This is a genomic window from Rhizobacter sp., assembly GCA_021153565.1.
Taxonomy (GTDB): domain Bacteria; phylum Pseudomonadota; class Gammaproteobacteria; order Burkholderiales; family Burkholderiaceae_C; genus Albitalea.
This window is the reverse complement of record JAJKJU010000016.1, coordinates 1-24,614: the sequence shown is the minus strand read 5'-3', so window position 1 is coordinate 24,614 and position 24,614 is coordinate 1. Positions and strand designations below refer to the sequence as shown.

Here is a 24,614-nt window from a genome sequence, read left to right as displayed (position 1 = left end):
TCGCTGTGGCCCGCTTCGAAGTCACGCATTTCGGCTCCCTCTCCCCCGGCGGGGGGAGAGGGTTGGGGTGAGGGGTCTCTCAAAAATCACCCCCATCTCCCCTGATGCATCTGAAGTTCACATCGTTTTCGGTCGAAAACTCACATCACTGCAAAAGAATGTCTTCAAAGCCAGTAAAGACGCGCAACTTTCCACGTGTCCAGCGTGCGTAAAGGTCAGTTCCCAGAGGGAGAGGGAGTGAAGACCTTGAAAGAGGTGGTTCTCAAAGTGAGAGGTTGTTGACGTATGGTCCGGCTCCCGAGAGCTGCGCGAGGAGGGGGCGCCTTCCAAGGCCTCAAACTCCCGCTCCCGGCCCAAGTCTTGCAATCACATACGCCCCTGCCCGTGAATCAGCCCCAGTTGCACACTTCCCCGCACCCTGCTGCGCCGCATCTCACGGCCGCACGCCTCGCCTGCCGTCGCGGAACCCGCCTCCTCTTCAAGGACCTCGATCTGGACATCGGTGCCGCACAGATCGTGTGGGTGCGCGGCCAGAACGGACGCGGCAAGACAAGCCTGCTGCGGCTGGCAGCGGGGCTGTCGACGCCGGAGCACGGCGAGGTGTTGAGTGATGGCGTGCCGGTGCGTCGCGCGAGTGCCTATCGTGAACGGCTTGTCTACATCGGCCATGCCAATGCTCTCAAAGAAGACCTCACGGTGACGGAGGCGCTTGAATTCCTGTTGCGGGTTCACCAGCGGCCGTCCCAGATTGCAGCGGTGCACGCGGCTCTCGAGCGTCTTGAGCTTCACAGCCGGCGCAACGCCGCCGTGCGGACCTTGTCGCAAGGGCAGCGGCGGCGGGTCGCGCTGGCCCGGCTGGCGGTGGAAACCACGCCGTCCCTGTGGATCCTCGACGAGCCATTCGACGCACTGGACGTCAACGGCATCGACTGCCTCAACCGTCTACTGAAAGACCATGTCGGCCGCGGCGGCAGCGTGCTGCTGACCAGCCATCTGCCTTTGAACACCGCCCTCCTGAACCCGATCGAAGTCGACCTCGATCGCTATGCCGATCACCGTAGCTGAGGGGCCGACTGCATGCGCAACCTCTTCCTCGCCCTCTACCTGCGTGACATCAAGCTCGCGATGCGCCGGCGCATCGAGGCCTTGCTGCCCGTCGTTTTCTTCGTCGTGGCAGTCAGCCTCTTTCCGCTGGGGGTCGGGCCCGAGCACGACACCTTGCGGCTGATCGCACCGGGCGTGGTGTGGGTCTGCGCGCTGCTGGCCGCCATGCTGTCTGTCACCAATCTTTACGCCGGCGACTACGCCGACGGCTCGCTGGAGCAGATGCTGCTGTCGGGACAGAGCGCGGTCGTCATCGCCGCGGCCAAGTCAGCCGGGCATTGGACGCTCACCGGCTTGCCGCTGGTCATCGCCGCGCCGCTTTTCGGCCTGCTGTTCGACATGAACCGCGAATCCATCACGGCACTGACCCTGTCGCTTGTGCTCGGAACGCCGATACTCAGCCTGCTTGGCTCGGTGGGCTCCGCACTCACCCTCGGCCTGCGCAGCGCGGGCGTGCTGATCATCCTCCTGGTGCTGCCCCTGTCGATTCCGGCGCTGATCTTCGGCACCGGCGCGGTGGGCGCCGTGGAGGGCGGACAATCGGCGGCGGGGCACTACTCGATACTTGGCGCCCTGCTCATTTTCACGGCGCTGACCGCGCCCCCCGCTACTTCGGCCGCCTTGCGGATCTCCGTCGAATGACACGCGACATCACCATGGGAAAAAAAGACAGCGCCTCGCGCATCCGCTGGTTCACTTTCGCGGCGCCGTCGCGCTTCTATTCGCTCACCGGTGCCTTGATTCCGTGGCTGTGGGGCGCTGCCATCGTGCTGACGCTCTGGGGCCTCTATGTGGGCTTCTTCATCGCGCCCACGGACGCGCAGCAGGGCGAGTCCTACCGCATCATCTTCATCCACGTGCCTGCCGCCTGGATGTCCATGGTGATCTACCTCGCCATGGCGTTCTGGGCGGCGGCTGGCTGGGCCTTCAACGCGCGCATGGGGGCGATGCTTGCCCATGCCCTGGCCCCCACCGGCGCGCTTTTTACTTTCATCGCCCTGTGGACCGGCGCTTTCTGGGGCAAGCCGGCCTGGGGCACCTGGTGGGTGTGGGACGCGCGGCTCACCTCTGAGCTGATCCTGCTTTTCCTCTACATCGGCTACATCGCGCTCACCGAGGCCATTGACGACGTGAGGCGCTCGGACAAGGCCGGCGCGCTTCTCGCGATCGTGGGCGCGGTGAACATTCCCATCATCTATTTCTCGGTCAAATGGTGGAACACCCTGCACCAGGGCGCCACCATCAGCGCCACCGCCGCACCCAAGATGGCCAGCACCATGCTCACCGCCATGCTGTTGATGACCTTTGCCTTCTGGGCGTACGCTTTCGCGGTGGTGTTCATGCGCGCCCGTGCCATCGTGCTCGAGCGTGAATCGCATGCCGACTGGGTTCGCCAACTCACGGCAGGCAAGGAGCAGTACTCATGAACTGGCACAGCGCCTCAGAATTCTTCGCCATGGGCGGCTACGGCCTGTATGTGTGTGGGGCGTACGCCGTCACCGCCATCCTGATGGCCGCCGAACCCTGGCTCGTGGCCCGACGCCGACAGCGCGCCGTGGCCCTCGCCATCGAATCATCCGAACAGGAATCACGTTCATGAAGCCTCGCCAGAAACGTCTGGCCATCATCGGCGGCATCGTCGTCGCCGTCGGCGTTGCCGCCACGCTCGTGCTCAATGCCTTCCAGAGCAATCTCGTGTTCTTCTATTCGCCGTCGCAGGTGGCGTCCAAGGAGGCGCCGGTGGGCCGCACCTTCCGCCTCGGCGGCATGGTCGAAACCGGCAGCATCAAACGCGACGGTGTCACCGTGAACTTTCTCGTCACCGACACCGTGAAGACGATTCCCGTGCGCTACCAGGGCATTCTTCCGGACCTCTTCAAGGAGGGCAAAGGCGTGGTGGCACAGGGTCAGGTCGGCAATGACGGCGTATTCGTCGCGCGCGAAGTGCTCGCCAAGCACGATGAGAACTACATGCCGCCCGAAGCCGCCGCGGCCTTGAAGCAGGGTGAAGCCATGAACAGGAAGATCGGCAAAAGCATCGTCGTGAAAGGGACAGGTCAATGATTCCGGAAATCGGCCAGATTGCCCTGCTGCTCGCGCTGGCGGTGGCGGTGATTCAAGGCACGCTGCCCATCCTCGGCGCAGCGCGCGGACGCAGCGACTGGATGTCGATTGCGCGCCCTGCAGCACAAACGCACTTCCTCCTGGTGGCAATCGCCTTCATCTGCCTCGCGAGTTCCTTTGTTCGCAACGACTTTTCGGTGCTGTATGTCGCCACCAACTCCAACAGCGCACTGCCCTTGCAGTACCGCATCGCCGGCGTGTGGGGCGGGCATGAGGGCTCGCTGCTGCTGTGGCTGATGATGCTGTGCGGGTGGATGCTGGCGGTGAGCCAGTTCAGCAAGCACCTGCCCAAGCCGGTGATCGCGCGCATCCTGGGCGTGATGGGGCTGATCGGCGCGGGCTTTCTGCTGTTCATGCTGACGACCTCGAATCCGTTCGAGCGCTTGTTTCCGGTGCCGGCTGACGGCAATGATTTGAATCCGCTGCTGCAAGACCCGGGGATGGTGGTGCATCCGCCCATGCTCTACATGGGCTATGTCGGATTCTCAGTGGCCTTCTCGTATGCAGTCGCTGCTCTGCTTGGCGGCAACCTCGATGCCACCTGGGCGCGCTGGACGCGGCCTTGGACCACGGCGGCGTGGACCTTCCTCACCATCGGCATCATGCTCGGCAGCATGTGGGCGTATTACGTTCTCGGCTGGGGCGGCTGGTGGTTCTGGGACCCGGTTGAAAATGCCTCCTTCATGCCTTGGTTGGCGGGCACGGCATTGATTCACTCGCTGGCCGTCACAGAGAAACGCGGCGCCTTCAAGTCATGGACGGTGCTGCTCGCCATCATCGCCTTCTCGCTCTCGCTGCTCGGGACCTTCCTCGTTCGCTCGGGCGTGTTGTCGTCGGTGCACGCCTTCGCGACAGACCCGCGCCGCGGCCTGTTCATCCTCGCCTTCCTCGCCATCGTCATCGGCGGATCGCTTGCACTGTACGCATGGCGTGCCCCCAAGATCGGACTCGGTTCGCGCTTCGAGCTGGTGTCGCGCGAGACCATGCTGCTCGCCAACAACGTGCTCTTCGTCGTGGCCATGCTGTCGGTGCTCCTGGGCACGCTCTACCCGCTGCTGCTCGATGCACTCGGCATGGGCAAGATTTCGGTGGGCCCGCCGTACTTCGACACGGTGTTCGTTCCTTTGATGGTGCCAGTCGTGTTCCTGATGGGCGTCGGCCCCCTCGCACGCTGGAAGAAGACTGAGTTGCCCGATCTTGCCAAGCGCCTGAAGTGGGCGGTCGTGGTGACGGTCATCGCCGCGCTCGCCACAGGCTGGTTGGCTGGCCGCATCACGGCAGGTGCGACGCTCGGCTTCCTCATGACCTTCTGGATCGTCGCTGCCGTCGCCACCGACGTGTGGGAGCGCGTGCAGCCCGCAGGCGGCGTGCGCGCAGGATGGGTCGGACGTCTTGCGTTGATGCCTCGCGCGATGGTCGGAATGCTCGTCGCCCACCTTGGCGTGGCGGCCTTCGCTTTCGGCGTGAGCATGGTCAACACCTACGAGCTCGAACGCGACGTGAAGATGGCGGTCGGCGACACCACCGAGGTCTCGGGCTACACCTTCTTCTTCCGCGAACTGAAAAACGTGCAAGGCCCCAACTACGAAGCGGTACAAGGCCTCATGGAAGTCACGCGCAACGGCAAGCCTGTTGTCGTGCTGCTCCCTGAAAAGCGTGTGTACCGCGTGCAGAAGAACCCGATGACCGAAGCCGCCATCGACCCCGGTTTCACACGCGACCTCTACGTCTCTCTGGGTGAGCCCGTGGACGGCGGCGCGTGGATCGTTCGTGTCTACGTCAAGCCCTTTGTCGACTGGATCTGGGGCGGCTGCCTGCTGATGGCATTGGGCGGCGCGCTCGCCGCCACCGACCGCCGCTACCGCGTGAAGCAAAAGCAAGAGAGTCCTGCCACCGTCACGTCTGGAGCCCAGGCATGAACATGAAAAGCCTGCGATTCATCATTCCGCTGGGCGTGTTCGCCCTGCTGGTGTTCTTTCTGTGGCGGGGGCTGCGCCTGGACCAGCACGAAGTGCCGTCGCCGCTCATCGGCAAACCCGCGCCAAGCTTCGCGCTCACGCGGCTCGACGACGCCAACGCCACCCTTCGCCGCGACGACATGCTCGGCAAGGTGTGGATGCTCAACGTGTGGGCATCGTGGTGCGGCGCATGTCGCGAGGAGCATCCACTTCTGGTCGAGTTCTCCAAGACCAAGGCCGTGCCCATCATCGGCCTGAACTACAAAGACCAGAGGTCTGACGGCCTCGGCTGGCTCAACCGGTTCGGCAACCCCTACGACGCATCCATCTTCGACCAGAACGGCCGCGTCGGCATCGACTTCGGCGTGTATGGCGTGCCCGAGACCTTCGTGATCGACAAGCAGGGCATCATCCGCATGAAGCACATCGGGCCGCTGACGCCTGATGTGATCGACAAGCGACTCATGCCCATGCTGAGGAAGCTCAATGCGTAAGCTCTGCACCCTCGTCCTGCTGAGCCTGCTCGTCTTCGGCGCGTTCGCCAAGGATGCGCCCAACGCCGCCGCCGACCCGGCGCTCGAAGCCCGAATGATGCGCATCGCCCAGGAGCTGCGCTGCCTCGTGTGCCAGAACCAGACCATCGCCGACTCGCATGCCGACTTGGCGGTCGACCTGCGCGAAGAGGTTCGCGTGATGCTGCGCAAGGGCGAGAGCGACGAACAGGTGCTCAAGTACATGACGGATCGCTACGGCGACTTCGTGCTGTATCGGCCGCCCGTGAAAGCCACGACCTGGCTTCTGTGGTTCGGCCCCGGCGTGCTGCTGGTGGGCGGGCTTCTTGGATTGATTCTGCTGCTGCGCAAACGCACGCGCATGAGCGACGACCGATTCGAACCCGATGAGGTCGACGGCCTTGAGGGAGAGGTAAGTTCATGACGGTATTCGTGTTGGTGGCGGCAGCCTTGTGCGTGCTGGCCGCTGCCTTGTTGACGCGCTCGCTGTGGTGGCGCGGCGGTGTGGCTTCCAAGCCGCTGGAGGACGAACCTGCGGTGGCTGCGCCGGGTTCATCAGCCGGATTGATCGGCGTGCTGGCGGTCTTCGTGTTTGTGATGGCCGGCGGCGGCTACGCCGTGCTCGGTGCGCCCGATCGCCTCGTGCTGGGGCCCGAGTCGTCGGCCAAGGCAGATGCGTCCCCCGACGCGCAGCCGCCCATGAGTGCCGCATCTCGGGCGGAAGCGATGGCAAAGATCAACGTGCTGGTTGACAAGCTGCTCACCCACCTCAAAGAGCAGCCCGACGATGCCGACGGCTGGCAGATGCTCGCGCGCACCTATGCGGCCATGGGCAAGCAGGCGGACGCGAACCAGGCATTCAACACGGCGGAGAAGTTGCGGCCCAACGATGCAACGCTGCTGTCGGACCACGCCGTGGCTGTGGCGCTCTCCAACAACCGCAAGCTCGAAGGCGAACCCACCCAACTCATCGAACGCGCGCTGAAGGCCGACCCCAAACATCCCAAGGCCTTGGCGCTCGCCGGCACTGCAGCCTTCGAGCGCAAGGACTACAAGGGCGCGGTTCGCTACTGGGAAGACCTCGCCAAAGTCGAGCCGGCAGACTCGCCTTTCGCCGAGCAGATTCGCGCCAGCATCGCGGAAGCGAGGCAGATGGCAAGCATGCCGGCGGCTGCAGATGCTGCACCCAAAGCGGCGGCTACCGCAGCGGGTCCGGCGCAGATCACTGGCATCGTGACACTGGCCGAGAACTTGAAAGGCCGTGTTTCGCCCGACGACACCGTCTTCGTCTTCGCCCGCCCCGTCGAAGGCTCGCGCATGCCGCTGGCCATCATCCGCAAACAGGTGAAAGACCTGCCCTTCCAGTTCACGCTCGACGACAGCTCGGCGATGTCACCGGCGTCGAAGTTGTCAGGCGCCGCAAGCGTGGCCGTCGGGGCGCGAGTCTCGAAGAGCGGGAACGCGATGCCGCAGAACGGCGATCTTCAGGGACTCGTGCCGTCTGTGCAGGTGGGAACGAATGCGCTGAAGGTGGAGATCAACGCCGAAGTGTCGCGATAGGCAGATACCTTCCGTGGCGGCGACACTGCCTTAGTACAGCCTTAGTACAGCCTTAGTACCGGCTTTAGTACTTGAAGGTCAACTGGACGGCGATGGTGCGGGGCTGGTTCTGCGTGCCAACGAGGTCGGAATGCAGGCCGGCCGCCGTCCCGGTGTTGGCGCCGCTGCTGGGGGTCCCCGACGTAGTAGCGGACGTACTTGTTGGTCAGGTTCCTGCCGATGAGGGCGACTTCCCAGCGCGAGTCCCGGGTCCGCAGCCGCAGCGCGCCGTCGAGGGTGGCGTAGGAGCCCTGCTTCGCCTGGGGATTGCCGAACGGGTTGGCGGAGTAGGTGCTGGAGTATTTCACGTTGGCGCTGGCCCCGAAGACCAGGTTCTGGCCGACGTTCTGCTGGTAGTCCGCCTCGAAGGAGCCGGTCCAGGTGGGCGCGAGAGACGTGCTGTGCCCGCTGAGATCCTGGGTCGGACGTCCGCCGACGATGGTGCAGCCCTCGGCCGGTGTCTGGCCACCGTAGCAGGGCGCGTCCGCGAAGTCCCGATAGCGCGCGCGGTTGTAGTTCAGTGTGCCACGCAGGGTGAGGCTCGGCAGCGGGAGCGGTTTCCATTCGGCCTCGAATTCCAGGCCCTGGGCCAGGGATGAGGCTGCGTTCTTGGTGATGAACTGGATCTTTGCGGCATCGAAGTAGTCGATCTGCAGGTCGGAGTAGGTATAGCGGTAGGCGCCGACCGCAAGCCGCAGCGTGCGGTCGAAGAGCAGGGTGCGGAGTCCACCTTCGAATCCTATGACGCGCTCCGGCGCGAACGCCAGATCAGCCACGGTGGTGTTACCTATGGCGCTGTCCAGGGCACTGCCCGAAAAGCCGCCCGACTTGAAGCCCTGCTTGTAGCCGACGAAGGCCGTGAGGTTGTCGCGCGGCGTGTAGGTGAGCGTCACCTCGGGCGAGAGGTCGTTGAAGCTCTGGGTAGCAGCGATCGGGTGGTTCTGGCGAAACACCGGCTGGTAGGCGCTGATCACATAGGGCTGGACGAACTGGGAGTCCTTGGTCTCGCGGGTGTAGCGCGCGCCTGCGTCCAGCTCGAGCTTCGGCGTGACCTTCCACTGCACCTGGCCGAAGGCAGCGAAGGTGGTTCCGTCGGTGTAGGAAAGCTTCGCGACGGTGATATAGCGCTTGGTGGGATCACTCGCGAGGGAGTTCTCCAGCGCGCCGGGGAAGATGATCTGCTGGTCGAAGTCAAGGCGGGACTTCTGGTAATAGACGCCGCCCATGAAGTTGAGCGGGCCTTCCAGCTTGGTCTGGGTCCGGATCTCCTCTGAGAACGCCTTGTACTGGGAGCGCTCGGAGCCCCAGGTGCCGCCGTTGACGTTGGCGGTGAAGTCGTAGTCGCCCAGAAAGTAGTTCACGAACCGGTGCAGGCCGGTGACCGAGGTGATGTCCACCTTGTCGCCGGTGTAGGCGGCGTTCGCGCTGACCACGGAGGCGTCATAGTCTTGGTAGAGCCGCCCGTCATGGCGGCCGAGCAGCGGGTTGGTGGCACCGATGTCGGCCGGCAGGTCGTTCTGGCGGATCTTGCGATCCTGCACGCAATTTTCGCCCGGGTCGTTCTGCGCAACGCCCTTCGGACAGTTGACCATCTCGTAGTTCGAGGTGGCGTTGTCGGTGCGGTAGCGGGTGATGCCTGCCTTCGCAGTGAGCTGGAACCGATCGGACGGCGTGTACTGGGCCGTCACTCGGGCGGAGAGGTCGTGCTCGCCCGGCAGATCCTGCGTCGGCTTCGGCGCGGCATGCGGCGTCGCCACACCATCGGCAAGATTGTGCGTGGTCATGGTCGTGGCCGGGGCGACGTTCTGGATATAGCCGCCCGACATGTCGGAGCTGCGGACCGCCAGGCGCAGCCCGATCGTGTCGGTCACCGGCCCGGACACCACGCCCTCGAAGTTGGCGACCTTGCCCTTGAACTCATGGCCGGCCCGCGCCAGCGCTTCGAAATGGTTGCCCGGGTCGGCAGAGCGGAACGAGATCACTCCGGCAGAGGCGTTCTTGCCGAAGAACAGCGCCTGAGGACCGCGAAGGATTTCGACCTGCTTCATGTCGAAGAAGCCTTCGTTGATGATCCGGCCCTGGCCAAAATAGACGCCGTCCAGGTTGACCGCGACCGACTGCTCGATGCCGATACTGGTGTAGGTCGAGCCGATGCCGCGCAGGCTGATCGTCGCGCCCGAACCGGAGCTGCCGCGCACAATATTGAGCTGCGGGATCGAGGCGGCAATCGCCTCCATGCTGCGCAGGCCGTAGTTGTCGAGCTTCTCGGCGGAGACCGCGGTCACCGCCACCGGGATGTTCTGGATGTTCTCGTCGCGCTTGCGCGCGTTGACGATCACCGGCTCGAGGGTGATGGGCGTCTGGTCGTCCGCCGCCATCGCGATCGACGGTGCGGCGCAGGTCAGGGCTGCGGCGGATGCGGAGATAAGAAGCAAGGTCTGCGGACGGGCCGCTTGTGTCGTGAAGATCATTGCGGACTCCGGGGCCAGAGTACCGCCACGGCGCGCAGGGCGTCAAGATTTATCTTGGGTGCAGTGCTGGTGCCCACGGGCTGCGGTGACGCAACACTTGTCCGATCCCGGGCAGCGACGCACCCCGGCCCCGCATGTGAGTGGGCATGGCTAGTAAGGACATGGCTGCCCGATTGCTGGCGTGCGGCTTTCGATCTAGCATGGTCCGAGAGTCCCCCTGGTCACCACATGGCGAGCTATAGACTGCAAGGCCGCGTTGGCACGACGGCAAGTTCCGGGCTGTACCTCGCGACATCAGCCGACGGCCTTTCCGCCATCGTGCGACGCAGCGAAGCCGGCATGGCCGGCACGCTGGCGGCTTGGCAACGCGAAGCCAGCTTGATGTGCTCGCTGCAGGCCCGCACCATCGGCCGGCCGGAGCTTCCGTTCGAAGACGCAGACGGCTTGACGATGGCCTTCGAGTCGCTGTCCGGCGAAGCCCTGGACCAGGCACTGGCGCAGCAGCAATTCGACGTCGCACGAAGCTTGCGGCTCGCCCTGTGCATGACGGTTGCGCTGGCCGCCCTGCATGAAGCCGGTATCGTATTGATGGACCTGCGTCCGGCGCACTGGATGGTCGACCTGGCCACCGACAGCGCAACGCTGGTCGAGGCCAGCCGCGCCACCACCGACGCTGCCGCGGCCGATGCACCGGTTCCGCAAGCGACCGCCGACTGGGCCACGCTGTCGCCCGAACAGACCGGCCGCATGAACCGGCCGGTGGACAGGCGCAGCGACTTCTACGGCCTGGGCGTCGTGCTGTACCGCATGCTCGCCGGGCAATGGCCGTTCAGCGCCGACGACGCGCTCGGCTGGGTCCGTTGCCACCTCGCGCAACCGCCGCTGCCGTTGGCGCAGGCCGCGCCCAATGTGCCGGCGTCGCTGGCCGCGGTGGTCGACAAACTACTCGCCAAACTCCCCGAAGACCGCTACCAAAGCGCACGTGAGCTGCAGGCCGACCTGGAGTGCCGTCTTGCCGACATCGAAGCCGGCGGCCGCAATGAGACCTTTGTGCCCGGCCAGCAGGGCCGCGCCGAACACTTCCAGCGGCCGCAGCGGCTCTACGGCCGCGAGCGCGAAGCCGGCGTGCTGCAGGCCGCGTTCGAGCGTGTTGTCGACAGCGGCCGGCCGGAGTTCGTCACAGTCGCCGGGTCGTCGGGCGTCGGCAAGTCGACGCTGGTGCGTGAATTGAACCGCACGGTCGCCGGCGCGGGCGGCAGCTTCATCACCGGCAAGTTCGATCCCTTCCAGCGCGACACGCCCTACCTCCCGCTGAAACAGGCGCTGCGTGAACTGGTGCAGCAGCGGCTGGCGGAGAGCGACGCACAACTCGCCGGCTGGCGCGAACGCCTGCAAGCCGCGCTGGGGGACAACCTGGCGCTGATGGTGCAGCTCATGCCGCAGCTCGGCCTCATCGTCGGCCCCCAACCGGCGTTGCCGACGGCGTCGCCGGCCGAATCGCAGCAGCGGCTGCTGTTCGTGTTCCGCCGCTTCATCGCCGTGTTCGCACGCCGCGAACAGCCGCTGCTGCTGTTCCTCGACGACCTGCAATGGGCGGACGATGCTACGCTGCAGATCATCGAGCACCTACTGTCCTGCGTCGACAGCGGTGCGCTGCTTTTAATCACCACGTACCGCGACCCCGAGCTGCCGCCGGCGCTGCGGAAGCGGCTGCAGGCTTGGCGTGAGGGCGGCATGCCGACGACCGCCATCGAGCTGCTGCCGCTGCCGTTCGACACCTTGCGGCAGTTCGTCGCCGAAACGCTGCACGCAGACCCCGCGGCCTGCGAGCCGCTGACGCACGTCGTCTTCACGCGCACCGGCGGCAACCCGCTCCACTTCACGCAGCTGCTCGAATCGCTGCGCCGCAACGGCGACGACAGGTTGTGGGACCTGGCGCGCATCGACGGTGAAGGCCTCGGCGACGATCTGGCGCGGCTGATGGCGCACACGCTGAGCGGGCTGCCGACGGCGACCCAGCAGGCACTGCATGCAGCAGCCTTCCTGGGCCACCGTTTCGAGCCGGTGCTGCTGGCGCTGGCGCTCGACGCGCCGGTCGCCGACACCTCGGCGTGGCTGGCGCCAGCGCTGCACGACGGCCTGCTGTTGCGCGCCTCGCCGGGCGACGACAGCCTGCGTTTCGGCCACGACCGCATCCGCGAAGCGGCCTACGCGCTGAGCGACGGATCCGAGCCGGCAGCGGTCCATCTGCGCATTGGGCGCCGCCTGCTCGCCGGTCTGCCACCCGAGCAGCTGGCGACGCACCTTTTCGATGTCGTGAGCCAGTTCGAGCGCGGCACCCCTGCAGTCGCCGACCGTGCCGAGCGCTTGCAGATCGCGGCGCTTGCGCAGAGCGCCGGCCGCCAAGCCAAGGCGGAGGCGGCATTCGCGGCCGCCGCGGCGCACTTCGCATCCGCGCTGGCGCTGCTCGACACGGCCGATGGCGCCGCCCCCGCCGGCCGCGACGCTCAGCACACGCTGGCTTTCGAGCTGCGCCTCGAAAGCGCCGAATGCGAGTCCTCCGTCGGCCGGCTGGACGTCGCCGATGCACTCATCGCCGCGCTCGGCCGCCAGGCTTCGAGCCGTGCCGATCGCGCTTCGGTATCGCACCGCAAGGTGCTGCTGCACGCGCTCAAGGGGCAGCACGCGCAGGCGGTCGACGAAGCGCTGGCCTGCTTGCGTCTGTTCGGCGCCGACATCGCGGCGCACCCCAGCGCGGCCGAGGTGCAGGCCGAGTACGACGCGGTGTGGCAGGAACTCGGCAGCCGCCCGATCGAAGCGCTGGCCGCGTTGCCGCTGGTCAGCGACCCCGAACAGCGCGCGCTGATGCACGCGCTGTCGATCCCGCTCGAAGCGGCCTTCTTGGCCGACCCGCAGCTCTACCACCTGCTGCTGTGCCGCATGGTCAGGTTGGTCATCCGACATGGGGCCAGCGCGGCGGCGGCGCGTGCCTGTGCCTACTTCGGCATCGTGCTCGGGCCGGTCTTCAACCGCTATCCTGACGGCCGTCGCTTCACCGACACGGCAGCCGCGTTGGCGCGCCGGCATGGCTTCAATGAGCACCCGGCACGCATCCTCCACGCGGTCGGCATGGTCGCTTTCTGGAACCGGCCCGCCAGCAGCGCGATCGAAGCGATGCGCGTCGCGGCGCGCGCCGCCGACGACAGTGGCGACCTCGTCTTCGCCTGCTACAGCCGCGCACTCGTCGTCGCCGGCCTGCTGCTGCGCGGCGACGCGCTCGACACGCTGCGCCAAGAGGCGGCGCAGAACGTCGACTTCGTGCACAAGGCGTGCTCCGGCGACATGGAAGAACTGGTGCGCGACCAGCAGCGCTTCATCGACGCTCTGCAGGGCCGGACGGTGGCGCTGGACAGCTTCACCGACGCGTCGTTCGATGACGCGGCCTTCGAAGCCGGTCTCGGCCCGCAGCGCCTGCCGTCGATGGTCTGCTTCCACTGGATCCTGAAGCTGCAGCTGCACTTCCTGGCCGGCGAGTTCCCCGCCGCGCAGGCCGCGGCCGAACGCGCAAGGCCGCTGCTGCACACGGCAATGGCGCAGATCCAGTTTCTCGACTATCACTTCTTCGGCGCGCTGACGCTGGCCGCCCTGCACGATGGCGCCGAAGCGGCCGAGCGCACGCAGGCTAGCGCCGTCATCGGCATCCACCTCGAGACGCTGCGCAAGTGGGCCGCCGCGCGCCCGGCCAGTTTTGCCGACAAGCAGCAGCTGGTCGAGGCCGAGCTGGCGCGCATTGAAGGCCGCGACGGCGACGCGATGCGGCTCTACGAAGCGGCGATTGCGGCGGCGCGCGAATACGGCCTCGTGCATGACGAAGCGCTGGCACACGAGCTGGCGGCCGCGTTCTACGGCGCGCGCGGCTTCGCCGCCTTTGCCGACCTGTACCTGCGTGAGGCCCACCGCGCCTACGCGCGCTGGGGTGCCACCGCCAAGCTGCGCCAGCTCGAAGCGGCCCACCCGGCGCTGCGTGCCGCGGTGCCGACAGACTCCGGCGCGCAGTTGGACCTGCTGTCGATCATGAAGGCGTCGCAGGAGATCTCGGCCGCATCGTGCTGGCCGAAGTGGTCGACACGCTGCTGCGGCAGATGCTGGAAAGCGCTGATGCACAGTACGGCGCGGTGGTGCTGGTGCGTGACGAAGGCCTGGTGCTGGCCGCCGAAGCCAGCGTCGGCAGCACGCCGGAGCCGTTGGTGCATGTCACGCCGTGCGGCCAGCCGCTGCCGCCTCACATGCTGCCGACGTCGGTGCTGAACCACGTGCAGCGCAGCCGCAAGCAGGTGCTGCTGGGCGACGCGACGCGGCCGCACCCGTTTGCCGCCGACCCGTACTTCGCGGCGCGGCCGACGAAGTCGCTGCTGTGCCTGCCGATCCTGCGTCACGCGTCGCTTGTCGGCCTGATGCTGCTCGAGCACCGCACGGTGCCCGATGCCTTTACCGCCCAGCGGCTGCAAGTGCTGGACGTGCTGGCTGCACAGGCCGCGATCTCGCTCGAGAACGCGCTGCTGTACGACGCACTGCGCGAGGAAAACGCCGAACGCAAACGCGCCGAGGAAGCGCTGAGAGCCAGTGAAGTGCGCAACCGCGGGATCTTCGAATCGAACATCATCGGCGTTTTCTTCGTCGACATCACCGGCCGCATCACCGACGCCAACGCCGCCTTCCTCGACATGCTGGGCTACGAGCGCGCCGACCTGCAGGGCGCGGGCCTCACGTGGCAAGCCCTGACGCCACCCGAGCTGCTGGCCAACGATGAGCGGCGGCGGGAGGAGATTCTTCTCAAAGGCGTCTGCGCCCCGTACGAGAAGGCCTACATCGCGCGAGACGGCCGCCACGTCCCCGTGCTGGTGTGCTCGGGACTGATCAACCATCCGATCAACGGCGCGGTCGCGTTCGTGCTCGACCTCACCGAATGGCGCCAGGCTGAGGCCGAACGCGAGGCGCGCAGCGTCGCCGAACAGGCCTCGCGCACGAAGAGCGAGTTCCTGGCCAACATGAGCCACGAGATTCGCACGCCGATGAACGCCATTCTCGGCATGTCGCATCTCGCGCTGCAGAGCGGGCTCAACGCCGAGCAGCGCAACTATGTGCAGAAGGTGCACCACTCGGCCGAATCGCTGCTGGGCATCATCAACGACATCCTCGACTTCTCGAAGATCGAGGCCGGCCACCTGGACATGGAAAGCATCCCGTTCGAGCTTGACGAGGTGTTCGACAACCTCGCCACGGTTGTTGGTATGCACGCCGAAGAGAAAGGGCTGGAGCTCGTGTTCGCCGTGCCGCCGGGGTTGCCGTACAAGCTGATCGGCGACCCTGCGCGACTCGGCCAGGTGCTGCTGAACCTGGGCAACAACGCGGTCAAGTTCACCGAGCGCGGCGAGGTCATCATTGCCGTCGAACTGTTGGAACACGAAGGCAGCGCGGTGCGCCTGGGTTTCGAGGTCCGCGACAGCGGCATCGGGATTCCGCCCGAGCAGCAGCAACGGCTGTTCCAGCCCTTCGTGCAGGCCGACACGTCGACCAGCCGGCGCTTCGGCGGCACCGGCCTCGGGCTGGCGATCTGCCGCCATCTCGTGCGCATGATGGGCGGCGAAATCAGCCTCGACAGCACGCCCGGCCAGGGCAGCCGCTTCAGCTTCAATGCCCGCTTCGAGACCCGCGACCAAGAGCCGGCCGAGCCGGCCGGCCTGCGCGAACACGTGCATGGCCGGCGCGTGCTCATCGTCGACGACAACGAATGCGCGCGCCTGACGCTGGTCGAGACCTCGACCGCGCTCGGCATGCGGCCCACGGCCGTCGCCGACGGCGCGGCAGGCATCGCCGCTGTCGTTGCTGCCGACACAGCAGACCAACCGTTCGAGCTGCTGTTGCTGGACTGGCGCATGCCGCGGCTGGATGGCATCGGCTGCGCGCAGCGGCTGGCGCGCACCACGCTGCGCCACCCGCCGCCGACCGTGCTGATGCTGACCGCTTTCAGCCGCGACGAGGTGGCGCGCCGCCTCGCCGCCGAGCAGGTGACGGTGGCGGCGACACTGACCAAGCCGGTGACGCCGTCGGCGCTGCTCGACGCCTGCCTGGCTGCGCTGGCGCCAACAAGATCTCGCCCGCGTGCCGCGCGCAGCGACCGGCGCGAAGAAGCGCTGCTGCAACATCGCGCGGCGCTTGTCGGCGTGCGAGTGCTGCTGGTCGAAGACAACGAGATCAACCAGGAACTTGCGTGTGACCTGCTGCGCCGCGTCGGCGTGCTGACCGAGATCGCCGCCGACGGCGCAGAGGCGTTGGCGATGCTCGAGCGCGGGACTTTCGACGCCGTGCTGATGGACTGCCAGATGCCGGTGATGGACGGATACGAGGCGACGCGCGCGCTACGCGCCGACGCACGCTGGCGCGATCTGCCGGTGATCGCGATGACGGCGAACGCGATGGTCGGCGACCGCGAGAAGGTGCTCGCCGCCGGCATGAACGACCACGTCGCCAAGCCGATCAAGGTGGAGGATCTGTTCGGGACGCTGGTGCACTGGGTGCGCCGGGAGCCCAAGGCGAGCCATCGCGCGCAAGCCGCCGGCTCAGAGGCTGAGAGCTTTTCGAGCGTGCCCGAGCAGCACGTCAAAAGGCGCCTGATCTAGGCGCAAAGTAAAGCCCGCAAGCAGAAGTCTGGCCCAGTCGCGACGAACTACCGTCGCGCGAGTTCACCAACCTTGCTGATTGCCAAGCTTGCCGCCGTCGTTCGCGTCTCGACGCCCAACTTTTCGTAGATGTGCTCGAGATGCTTCTTCACCGTCGCCGGACTCGACCCCAGGATGTCGCCGATGTCACGATTGGTCTTGCCCTTCACCACCCAGTAAAGCACCTCCGCCTCGCGCAGCGTGAGCTTGAAGCTTTCCATCATGGATTCGACCACCGCCGTGTCGGACACTTCGCGCATCACGATCAGCCAGTCTTCATCGGCCGTGCGCTCTTGAAGATTGAGCACGAGCTGCCGGGCGCCGTTGACGAGTGCGAGCGGCTTGGGTGCAAGGCCTTGTGCCGCAAGTTCGGATTGGGCTTGCAGCCAGTCCAGCAGTTGCTCGGGCACCTGCGCCGATGCCGTACCAGCCTCCACTGCACCGAAGTAACTCTGCAGCAGCTTGCGCGCAAGCGGTGTCTGCCACACCGCGCGGCCGGTGTCGATGCGGATGGCCATGGTCGCGTGACCGAAGGCGTCGAGCGCATTTCGCGCCTGTCTTGCCTGCCGCGCGCCCTGCATGTGCACGGCGATGCGCGCCAACACCTCGCGCGGGCGGATTGGCTTGGTGACGTAGTCGACACCGCCCGCTTGAAACGCGGCCACCACGTGCTCGGTCTCGGTGAGGCAAGTCATGAAGATGATTGGAATGTGCGCAGTGTCGGGCCGCACTTTCAGTTGCCGCGCAAGCTCGAAGCCGTCCATGCCCGGCATCATCGCGTCGAGCAACACAATGTCGGGCAAGGCCTGGGCTGCGCGCTGCAAGGCCGCCTCGCCGCTGGTGGCGATGAGCACGGTGTAGCCGGCTTCATCGAGCGCATCGTGAAGCACCGACAGGTTGTCTGGCACGTCGTCGACGATGAGAACGAGGTCGGCGGTGTGGCGATCGATGTGGTCGCGGCCTGGCAGGCGCAAGGAAGTCGGCACCTCATGGACCAATGCGCGCATCGCGGGCCTTTCTGACAACGCCGGTCATGGCGTCGAGTTGGAACTGTCGCGCGAGATTGCGCAGGTGGGCGATGAAGCTCGCGCACTCGGGCGACTCGGCGTCAATGTCGTCGAGCAGCTTCACGATGCCACGGAAATAGCCGAGCTGAATCAATTCGTCGAGCGCCTTCAGGCGCGCTTCGGCCGGATAGACGAAGGAGCTGTCGGCCGACTTGTCGTAGCTCGGCGACTGCAATTCCGGCAGTGGCGCATGCAGCCATTCAAGCGCCAGTGCGCGGCCCAGCCAATCGAGCAGCTCGCTCTTGCGCACGGGCTTCAACACGAAGTCTCCTGGCGCGATGTTCACGTCGTTGTCGAGTCCGCGGTCGAAAGCGTTGGCGGAAACGATGGCCACCGGCGTGTGGTTCACACCGCCTGCACGCATGCGCCGGATGGTTTCCCAACCGTCGATGCCCGGCATGGCAAGGTCCATCAGAACTGCATCGGTCCGGCACTCGTCGAGCATCGACAGGCATTCATGGCCTGAAGCGGCGCAACGAACGTCAAACCCAAGCGGCGCCAGCACCTTGACGAGCAGGTCGCGATCCACCTCTTCGTTGTCAACGACAAGCACCGTGCGCCGCTGCCCGGCATAGCCGATGCGCACCACGCGAGGCAGTTCGCGCTCTGCCACCGCCGCGCGCACCTCGGGCAGGAAGAGGCGGATGCGAAACAGCGTGCCCGACGTCGCATCGTCGGCCGTCGCCACCTTGCTGTGCACCGTCATCTCGCCGCCCATCAGGTCGGTGAGCATCTTGCCGATGGTGAGGCCCAAACCCGTGCCGCCGCCCGCCGTGCTGCTCACCGCACTGCCTCGTGCAAAGGGCTCGAAGATCTGCGCGATCTCGTGTGCCGCGATGCCTGGGCCTGTGTCTTCGACCTCGAACACCGCCATCTCGCGTGCATAACTCATGCGAAACATCACCTGGCCTGCACTCGTGAACTTGACCGCATTGCCGAGGGTGTTGATGAGCACCTGCCGCATGCGCTTCTCGTCGGCCCGTACGACGTCGGGGATGCTGCCGTTGACCTCGTGGCGAAAGATCAAGCCCTTTCCCGCCGCCTGCAGCTCGAACATGCGCACGATTTGCTGCACGCATTCCTGAAAGCGCATCGGCTTGACGTCGAGCGTGAGCTTGCCGCTTTCTATGCGCGCGATGTCGAGCGTGCCTTCGATCAGCGACAGCAAATGGTCGCCGCCGCGCCGGATGACGCTCACCGCCTGCTTGCGGTGCGCGGGCACGCCCTCGTCTTCATCGAGCAATTGCGCGTAGCCGATGATGCTGTTGAGCGGCGTTCGCAACTCGTGGCTGATGGCGGAGATGTATCGGCTCTTGGCCTGATTGGCGAGATCGGCGGTTCGCTTGGCCTGCTGCAGCGCTTCGTCGGTGCGCTGGTGCGACTCGATCTCGTGGCGCAACGCCTGCGCCTGTTCGTTGAGGGCCTGCGTCTGGCGATTGCTCTCTTCCTGCGCGACCTGCCGGCTCTTGTGCGTGAGCACGATCCACCAGGTGACGATTGCCGTCACGACGACGAGCGCGGCGAAGACCTTCATGAAACCGAGACCGATCGCCTGCGCCATCATTTGGCGCACGCCGTCGGCGGTGTCGTGCAGCTGCTTCAGCTCGTGTTGGTAGATCATGTAGAACAACATGCCAAGCATCGGGACGATGGCGCACATCGACAGCAGGTAGCGGCCGAGTTCGGTGTCGAGCTTGCCCCACATCACGCTCGGCAGAATCTTGCGCGCCGCGGCCTGCCATTGCGCGGACCAGTTCGCGTCGGGCTTGCACATGTCATTGCAGCGAGCGTCGAGCGAGCAGCACAGTGAACAGATGTGCCCGAGGTAGGCCGGGCAATAGGCCATGTCATCGGACTGCCGGCGTAGGCGTTGGTCACGTTGATCTTCAACTGCGACACGACCACCAGCAAGGCTGTCGCTGCAATCGCCCAGGTGGCGCGTGGAAAGACGTATTCATAGGCGGCGAGGTACATCTGGTTCGGGTCCACCGCCCTGTCCACCGGCACCGAGTGGCTGATCGCCAGGTACGCCAGCAAAGCGCCACCCAGCATCTTCAGCACACCCGGCACGACCCACCCCGGCCCGCCGACCAGCACGCCCGCCCACCATCGAAACCGGTTCTTCTGCGTGCGCTCCGGCATGAAGCGCAAATAGTCGACCTGCTCGCCCATCTGCGTGATGAGCGCGATTCCAACCGTCATTGCCGCGCCGAACATGGCGATGTTGAACTGCCCGCCCTGCCCGCTCGCACCGGCATAGCCAGTCAGTTCATTCAACACGCCCGGATTCTTCTGGAACACATAGACATAGGGGACGACGAGGAGAAAAATCCAGAGCGGCTGCGTCCACACCTGCAGCTTGCTGATCACCGTCACACCGTGCGTCACCAGCGGCACGACGACGAGCGCGCAGATCAGATAGCCCCAGGCCGGCGGGATGTCGAAAGCCAGCTCCAAGGCGTAGGCCATGATGGCCGCCTCCAGCGCGAAGAAGATGAAGGTAAAGCTCGCGTAGATGAGCGAGGTGACGGTTGAACCGATATAGCCGAAACCCGCGCCGCGCGTGAGCAGGTCCATGTCCACGCCGTGCCTTGCGGCGTAGCAGCTGATGGGCACGCCTGCCAAGAAGATGATGAGGCCGGTGATGAGGATGGCCCAGAAGGCATTGACGAAGCCGTACTCCACCAGCAGCGTTGCGCCCACGGCTTCGAGCACAAGGAAGGACGCCGCGCCGAAGGCCGTATTGGCAACCCGCAGCTCCGACCACTTTCGAAAGCTGTGCGGCGTGAAGCGCAGCGCATAGTCCTCCATGGTCTCGCTCGCCACCCACTTGTTGTAGTCGCGACGCACCTTGACGACGCGCTGCACTGCCTCAGTGCGCACCGAAGTGGTCACCGCGGGGCCGACGCGAGGGGCGTGGGCCGTTGGAGGCGTCGCGACACTCATGGCGGTCGAGCAACGCAAGCTGCATGCCGTGGGGTTTTTAGGTGCTTGGAATACGGGTCTGTCCTAAGATGTGAAACATTCCTTGTTTTCGGCACCTCAATGGAACTCACTCCTCGCGAGAAGGACAAGTTGCTGATCTTCACCGCAGCCTTGCTCGCCGAACGCCGCAAGGCACGGGGCCTCAAGCTCAACCATCCCGAAGCCGTCGCCCTCCTTAGCGCGGCCATCATGGAAGGCGCACGCGACGGCAAGTCGGTGGCCGAGTTGATGAGCGATGGCAAGACCGTTCTTACCCGCGCTGATGTGATGGACGGGGTGGCGGAGATGGTCCCCGAAATTCAGATGGAAGCCACTTTCCCCGACGGCACCAAGCTTGTCACGGTGCATCAGCCAATCGTCTGACATGGCGCCTCCAAGTCACGTCGCTCTTGCTCCGCGAGGTAGCTCGGAGGCTGAGAGTTTGTTCTCGGCGTGCACTCAACTCCAATTCAGGCAGAGCCTTTCGACTCGCTCAGGACAGGCTTCCAAGAAACACCCCTTTCAAGGTCTTGTATTGGCTCCTCTCCCCTCTGGGGAGAGGCTGGGTGAGGGGCTGCGCTGATGGCAACCCATGGCCTTATTCACCGCCCACGGCCCTCACCCCCGCCCTCTCCCAGAGGGAGAGGGAGCGAACACCCTGAAAGGGGTGCTTCCAAGAAGCCTCGCTCGGGGCATAGCGTCGACAAACCCAGACCGAACTATTCGCCTCTCAACCGCCTTGGGCGGTGCGGCGGCTTTCTGACCGATCGCTCATTCATTCCCCAAGGAGTACACGCTTGAAGACATTGCGGCATCCATTGCTTCGTGTGGGCCCGGTGGTTCTGGCGCTCGCACTTCCCGGGCTTTGCGCGGCCCATGGTGGTGGCGATGCGGGCGCGCATCACGATGCGGTGGCCGCCTTGTGGGCGGGGTTCGTTCATCCGCTCATTGGTGCAGATCACTGGACCGCGATGCTGGCGTTCGGGCTTTGGAGTTCGATGACCGCAAAGCGTGCGGTGGTCATGCCCTTCGCGTTCACTGCGATGGTGATGGTGGGCGCGATGCTCGGGTTCAAGCACGCACCGGTCGCAGTGGTCGACCCCTTGATCGCCTGCTCGCTGTTCGTGCTGGGCCTCCTGATCGCGATGCGCTGGACCATCCCTTCGTGGGCCGGTGCGCTGATGGCAAGTGCATTCGCCCTCTTCCACGGCGCCGCTCACGGCTTCGAACTGGCCGGGCCGGCGCAGACTTTTGCCTTGGCGGGCATGCTCGTCGCCACGCTGCTGCTGCAGGGCTTGGGCATCGCGCTTGGCCGCTGGCTACCGCAGCGTGCACCCTGGTTGCCGCGACTCGGCGGCGCGGCCCTGGCCCTTTTCGGCGCAGTGTTGCTCGGACCATTCGCATGATTCCGGGCGAGTTGCTGATCGACACGGGTGACATCGAACTGAATCCCGGGCGACGCAGCATCTCGCTGGTGGTCGAGAACAGCGGCGACCGCCCGATCCAGGTCGGATCGCACTATCACTTTGCAGAGACGAACGCTGCATTGCAGTTCGACCGCGCTGCCGCGCGAGGCATGCGGCTCAACATTGCATCGGGCACGGCTGTCAGGTTCGAGCCGGGGCAGCAGCGGACGGTGGAGTTGGTGGACTATGCGGGTGACCGAAGGGTTTTCGGTTTCCGCGGCTTGGTGCAAGGGCCAATCTAACGACATGGCCAGCATTCAAAAACGTGCCTATGCCGAGATGTTCGGCCCCACCACCGGCGACCGACTCCGCCTCGCTGACACCGACCTCATCGTCGAAGTCGAACTCGACCTGACCACCGCGGCCGGCGGTTACGGCGAAGAGATGAAGTTCGGCGGCGGCAAGACCATTCGCGACGGAATGGGTCAGTCGCAGCGCGTCAACGGACCGCATCCGCACGAGGCTGTCGATTGCGTGCTCACCAATGCACTCATCCTCGACCACTGGGGCATCATCAAGGCCGACATCGGCCTGCGCGCCGGGCGCATCGCGAAGATCGGCAAAGCGGGCAACCCGGACGTGCAATCGGGCGTGGACATCGTCATCGGCCCGGGCACGGAAGTGATTGCGGCCGAGGGCATGATCGTCACGGCTGGCGGCATCGACAGTCACATCCATTTCATTTGCCCGCAGCAGATCGAAGAGTCGCTGATGAGCGGAGTGACCACCATGCTCGGCGGCGGCACGGGGCCTGCCACCGGGACTTTCGCTACCACCTGCACGCCGGGACCGGAGAACCTCGCGCGCATGCTGCAGGCCGCCGATGCGTTTCCCATGAACATCGGCTTTCTCGGCAAGGGCAACGCGAGCCAGCCTGAAGCCTTGCGCCAGCAGATCGAAGCCGGCGCCATCGGGCTCAAGCTGCATGAGGACTGGGGCACGACACCCTCGGCCATCGACTGCTGCCTGAGCGTCGCCGAAGAGACCGACACGCAGGTGTCCATCCACAGCGACACGCTCAACGAATCGGGCTTCGTGGAAGACACGATCGCGGCAACCAAGGGTCGGTCGCTCTGCGCCTTCCATACCGAAGGCGCAGGCGGAGGCCACGCGCCTGACATCCTGCGCGTGGTGGGCGAAGAGAACTTTCTGCCATCGTCCACCAACCCGACCATGCCCTATACCGTGAACACGGTGGACGAGCACCTGGACATGCTGATGGTGTGCCACCACCTCGACGCGAGCATCGCCGAAGACCTGGCCTTCGCAGAGAGCCGCATTCGGCGCGAGACGATCGCCGCGGAAGACGTACTGCACGACCTTGGCGCAATCAGCATGTTCAGCTCCGACTCGCAGGCCATGGGCCGCGTCGGCGAGGTCATCATCCGCACCTGGCAGACCGCGCACAAGATGAAGCAGCAAAGGGGGTGGTTGGCGCCCGCTGCTGCCCCCACCCCAAGCCCTTCCCCCAGACGGGGAAGAGAGCTTCTCGGTGTCTGCGACGCTGACCCCAGGAATGACAACACACGCGTCAAACGCTACGTCGCCAAGTACACGATCAATCCCGCCATCGCCAATGGCATCTCGCATGAAGTGGGCAGCATCGAAGAAGGCAAGTGGGCCGATCTCGTGCTGTGGAAGCCCGCCTTCTTCGGCATCAAGCCGTCATTGATCCTGAAGGGCGGCTTCATTGCCGCGGCCGCGATGGGTGACCCGAATGCATCCATCCCAACCCCGCAGCCCGTGCACTACCGCCCGATGTTCGGCTCCTTCGGTGGTGCGCTGCACAAGGGCTCGATCACCTTCATGAGCCAAGCCGCGATCGCAGGCGGTGTGCATGAAGTGCTGAACCTTCACAAACGCGTCGCCGCGGTAAAGGCATGCCGCACGGCGAAGAAACAGCACATGGTTCACAACGCCTGCGCACCGAAGATGGAGATCGATGCGCAGACCTATCAGGTCCGTGCCGATGGCATGCTGCTGACTTGCGAGCCAGCCACGAGCTTGCCGATGGCGCAAAGGTACTTCCTGTTCTGACGCGGAGCAGGCGGCAACACGACGGCTATCAATCGAACCGGGACTTCTTCGGGGATTTCTTCGCCGCCAGGTACTCACCTGCCCGCCGGATCTCCTGAAAGCGAAAGCCTTCGATGGACGTGCTGTACTGCTTTCCGAAGCGATCGGTGCGATAGGCCTGGACGCGCTGAAGCAGGGTCTCTGCCGCGTCGCCCGTCTTGTCCTTGGTGACGATGGCGTTGGCGCCTGCCAAGCTCCGTGCCAAGGTATGCGAATGCATGTGCTTCATGAACTCAGGCGGCATGTCGAGATATGTATGCCTTCAGGTGGCGGACACCGATTTCCGTTCAGGCTGACCCTTCGATACCTCAGGACAGGGTACGCCTACGGCGTATCGAAGCCACTCATGGGTTCCTCATGGGTGTCTTGCATCCCCGGTTCGAGCCACTTTAGCTGGCGGAGTCTCGCATCGACCCGTTGCCATCGCGTGCGCGCTGAGGCCGGAGGTCACACGCTCACGCAGTCGCTCCACCACGCGTTTGTCGAGATCGTGGTACAGCGCCGCCTGCGTCAATATGTTGAGCACATGGGCCTTGGCCAGCTTGTAGTCGGCC

The 24,614-nt window shown here is 65.3% G+C and carries 18 protein-coding genes and 2 pseudogenes; 15 read left to right on the top strand and 5 right to left on the bottom strand.

The annotated features are described in order from the left end of the window. Positions 1–384: 384 nt before the first annotated feature. The 9 genes from ccmA to AC30NL_RS01380 are packed head-to-tail and all read left to right on the top strand — an operon-like array spanning position 385 to position 7,258. On the top strand, positions 385–1,065 hold the full coding sequence (gene ccmA / locus AC30NL_RS01420) for a cytochrome c biogenesis heme-transporting ATPase CcmA (protein WP_489462225.1): 681 nt from the start codon (positions 385–387) through the stop codon (positions 1,063–1,065). A gap of 12 nt (positions 1,066–1,077) precedes the next feature. Next, positions 1,078–1,746: a heme exporter protein CcmB gene (gene ccmB / locus AC30NL_RS01415; protein WP_489462224.1), complete on the top strand. Its 669-nt coding sequence runs from the start codon at positions 1,078–1,080 to the stop codon at positions 1,744–1,746. Further along, positions 1,743–2,531, top strand: coding sequence for a heme ABC transporter permease CcmC (gene ccmC / locus AC30NL_RS01410; protein WP_489462223.1), 789 nt, complete (start codon positions 1,743–1,745; stop codon positions 2,529–2,531). The genes ccmB and ccmC overlap by 4 nt, the downstream gene beginning before the upstream one ends. Further along, positions 2,528–2,704, top strand: a complete 177-nt coding sequence (gene ccmD, locus AC30NL_RS01405) for a heme exporter protein CcmD (RefSeq protein ID WP_489462222.1) — start codon at positions 2,528–2,530, stop codon at positions 2,702–2,704. Before ccmC ends, ccmD begins: the two co-directional genes overlap by 4 nt. After that, positions 2,701–3,168, top strand: a complete 468-nt coding sequence (gene ccmE / locus AC30NL_RS01400; RefSeq protein WP_489462221.1) for a cytochrome c maturation protein CcmE — start codon at positions 2,701–2,703, stop codon at positions 3,166–3,168. The genes ccmD and ccmE overlap by 4 nt, the downstream gene beginning before the upstream one ends. Beyond that, complete coding sequence (locus AC30NL_RS01395) at positions 3,165–5,147, top strand: heme lyase CcmF/NrfE family subunit (RefSeq protein WP_489462220.1); 1,983 nt, start codon at positions 3,165–3,167, stop codon at positions 5,145–5,147. The genes ccmE and AC30NL_RS01395 overlap by 4 nt, the downstream gene beginning before the upstream one ends. 2 nt (positions 5,148–5,149) lie before the next feature. Continuing rightward, a complete protein-coding gene (locus AC30NL_RS01390) occupies positions 5,150–5,680 on the top strand; it encodes a DsbE family thiol:disulfide interchange protein (protein ID WP_489462226.1) in 531 nt (176 codons plus the stop codon). Then, a complete protein-coding gene (locus AC30NL_RS01385) occupies positions 5,673–6,122 on the top strand; it encodes a cytochrome c-type biogenesis protein (RefSeq protein WP_489462219.1) in 450 nt (149 codons plus the stop codon). Before AC30NL_RS01390 ends, AC30NL_RS01385 begins: the two co-directional genes overlap by 8 nt. Beyond that, complete coding sequence (locus tag AC30NL_RS01380; protein ID WP_489462218.1) at positions 6,119–7,258, top strand: tetratricopeptide repeat protein; 1,140 nt, start codon at positions 6,119–6,121, stop codon at positions 7,256–7,258. Before AC30NL_RS01385 ends, AC30NL_RS01380 begins: the two co-directional genes overlap by 4 nt. A gap of 41 nt (positions 7,259–7,299) precedes the next feature. Here AC30NL_RS01380 and AC30NL_RS01375 read toward each other — a convergent pair whose 3' ends face one another. Then, on the bottom strand, positions 7,300–9,768 hold the full coding sequence (locus AC30NL_RS01375; RefSeq protein ID WP_489462217.1) for a TonB-dependent receptor: 2,469 nt from the start codon (positions 9,766–9,768) through the stop codon (positions 7,300–7,302). A gap of 228 nt (positions 9,769–9,996) precedes the next feature. Here AC30NL_RS01375 and AC30NL_RS01370 point away from each other — a divergent pair. Further along, positions 9,997–11,421: pseudogene (locus tag AC30NL_RS01370) on the top strand (serine/threonine protein kinase); the annotation flags it as partial. A 2,453-nt stretch (positions 11,422–13,874) separates the two neighbouring features. Beyond that, a complete protein-coding gene (locus AC30NL_RS01365; protein ID WP_489462216.1) occupies positions 13,875–16,448 on the top strand; it encodes a response regulator in 2,574 nt (857 codons plus the stop codon). A gap of 47 nt (positions 16,449–16,495) precedes the next feature. Here the strand turns inward: AC30NL_RS01365 and AC30NL_RS01360 are convergent, their stop codons facing one another. After that, a complete protein-coding gene (locus AC30NL_RS01360) occupies positions 16,496–17,494 on the bottom strand; it encodes a response regulator (RefSeq protein WP_489462215.1) in 999 nt (332 codons plus the stop codon). Beyond that, positions 17,475–20,500: pseudogene (locus AC30NL_RS01355) on the bottom strand (ATP-binding protein). Before AC30NL_RS01355 ends, AC30NL_RS01360 begins: the two are co-directional and overlap by 20 nt. A gap of 99 nt (positions 20,501–20,599) precedes the next feature. Between AC30NL_RS01355 and AC30NL_RS01350 the strand changes: the two are divergent. The 4 genes from AC30NL_RS01350 (at position 20,600) to AC30NL_RS01335 (ending at position 24,021) form a co-directional block, all read left to right on the top strand. Further along, a complete protein-coding gene (locus AC30NL_RS01350) occupies positions 20,600–20,902 on the top strand; it encodes an urease subunit gamma (protein ID WP_489462214.1) in 303 nt (100 codons plus the stop codon). A gap of 413 nt (positions 20,903–21,315) precedes the next feature. Next, positions 21,316–21,924, top strand: coding sequence for a HupE/UreJ family protein (locus AC30NL_RS01345; protein ID WP_489462213.1), 609 nt, complete (start codon positions 21,316–21,318; stop codon positions 21,922–21,924). Next, positions 21,921–22,226, top strand: a complete 306-nt coding sequence (locus AC30NL_RS01340; RefSeq protein ID WP_489462212.1) for an urease subunit beta — start codon at positions 21,921–21,923, stop codon at positions 22,224–22,226. The genes AC30NL_RS01345 and AC30NL_RS01340 overlap by 4 nt, the downstream gene beginning before the upstream one ends. Before the next feature lie 4 nt (positions 22,227–22,230). After that, a complete protein-coding gene (locus AC30NL_RS01335) occupies positions 22,231–24,021 on the top strand; it encodes an urease subunit alpha (RefSeq protein WP_489462211.1) in 1,791 nt (596 codons plus the stop codon). A gap of 28 nt (positions 24,022–24,049) precedes the next feature. Here AC30NL_RS01335 and AC30NL_RS01330 read toward each other — a convergent pair whose 3' ends face one another. After that, a complete protein-coding gene (locus AC30NL_RS01330) occupies positions 24,050–24,304 on the bottom strand; it encodes a YopJ family acetyltransferase (RefSeq protein ID WP_489462210.1) in 255 nt (84 codons plus the stop codon). 111 nt (positions 24,305–24,415) lie between these two features. After that, on the bottom strand, positions 24,416–24,614 hold a 199-nt coding region (locus AC30NL_RS01325), incomplete at its 5' end, for a hypothetical protein (protein ID WP_489462209.1).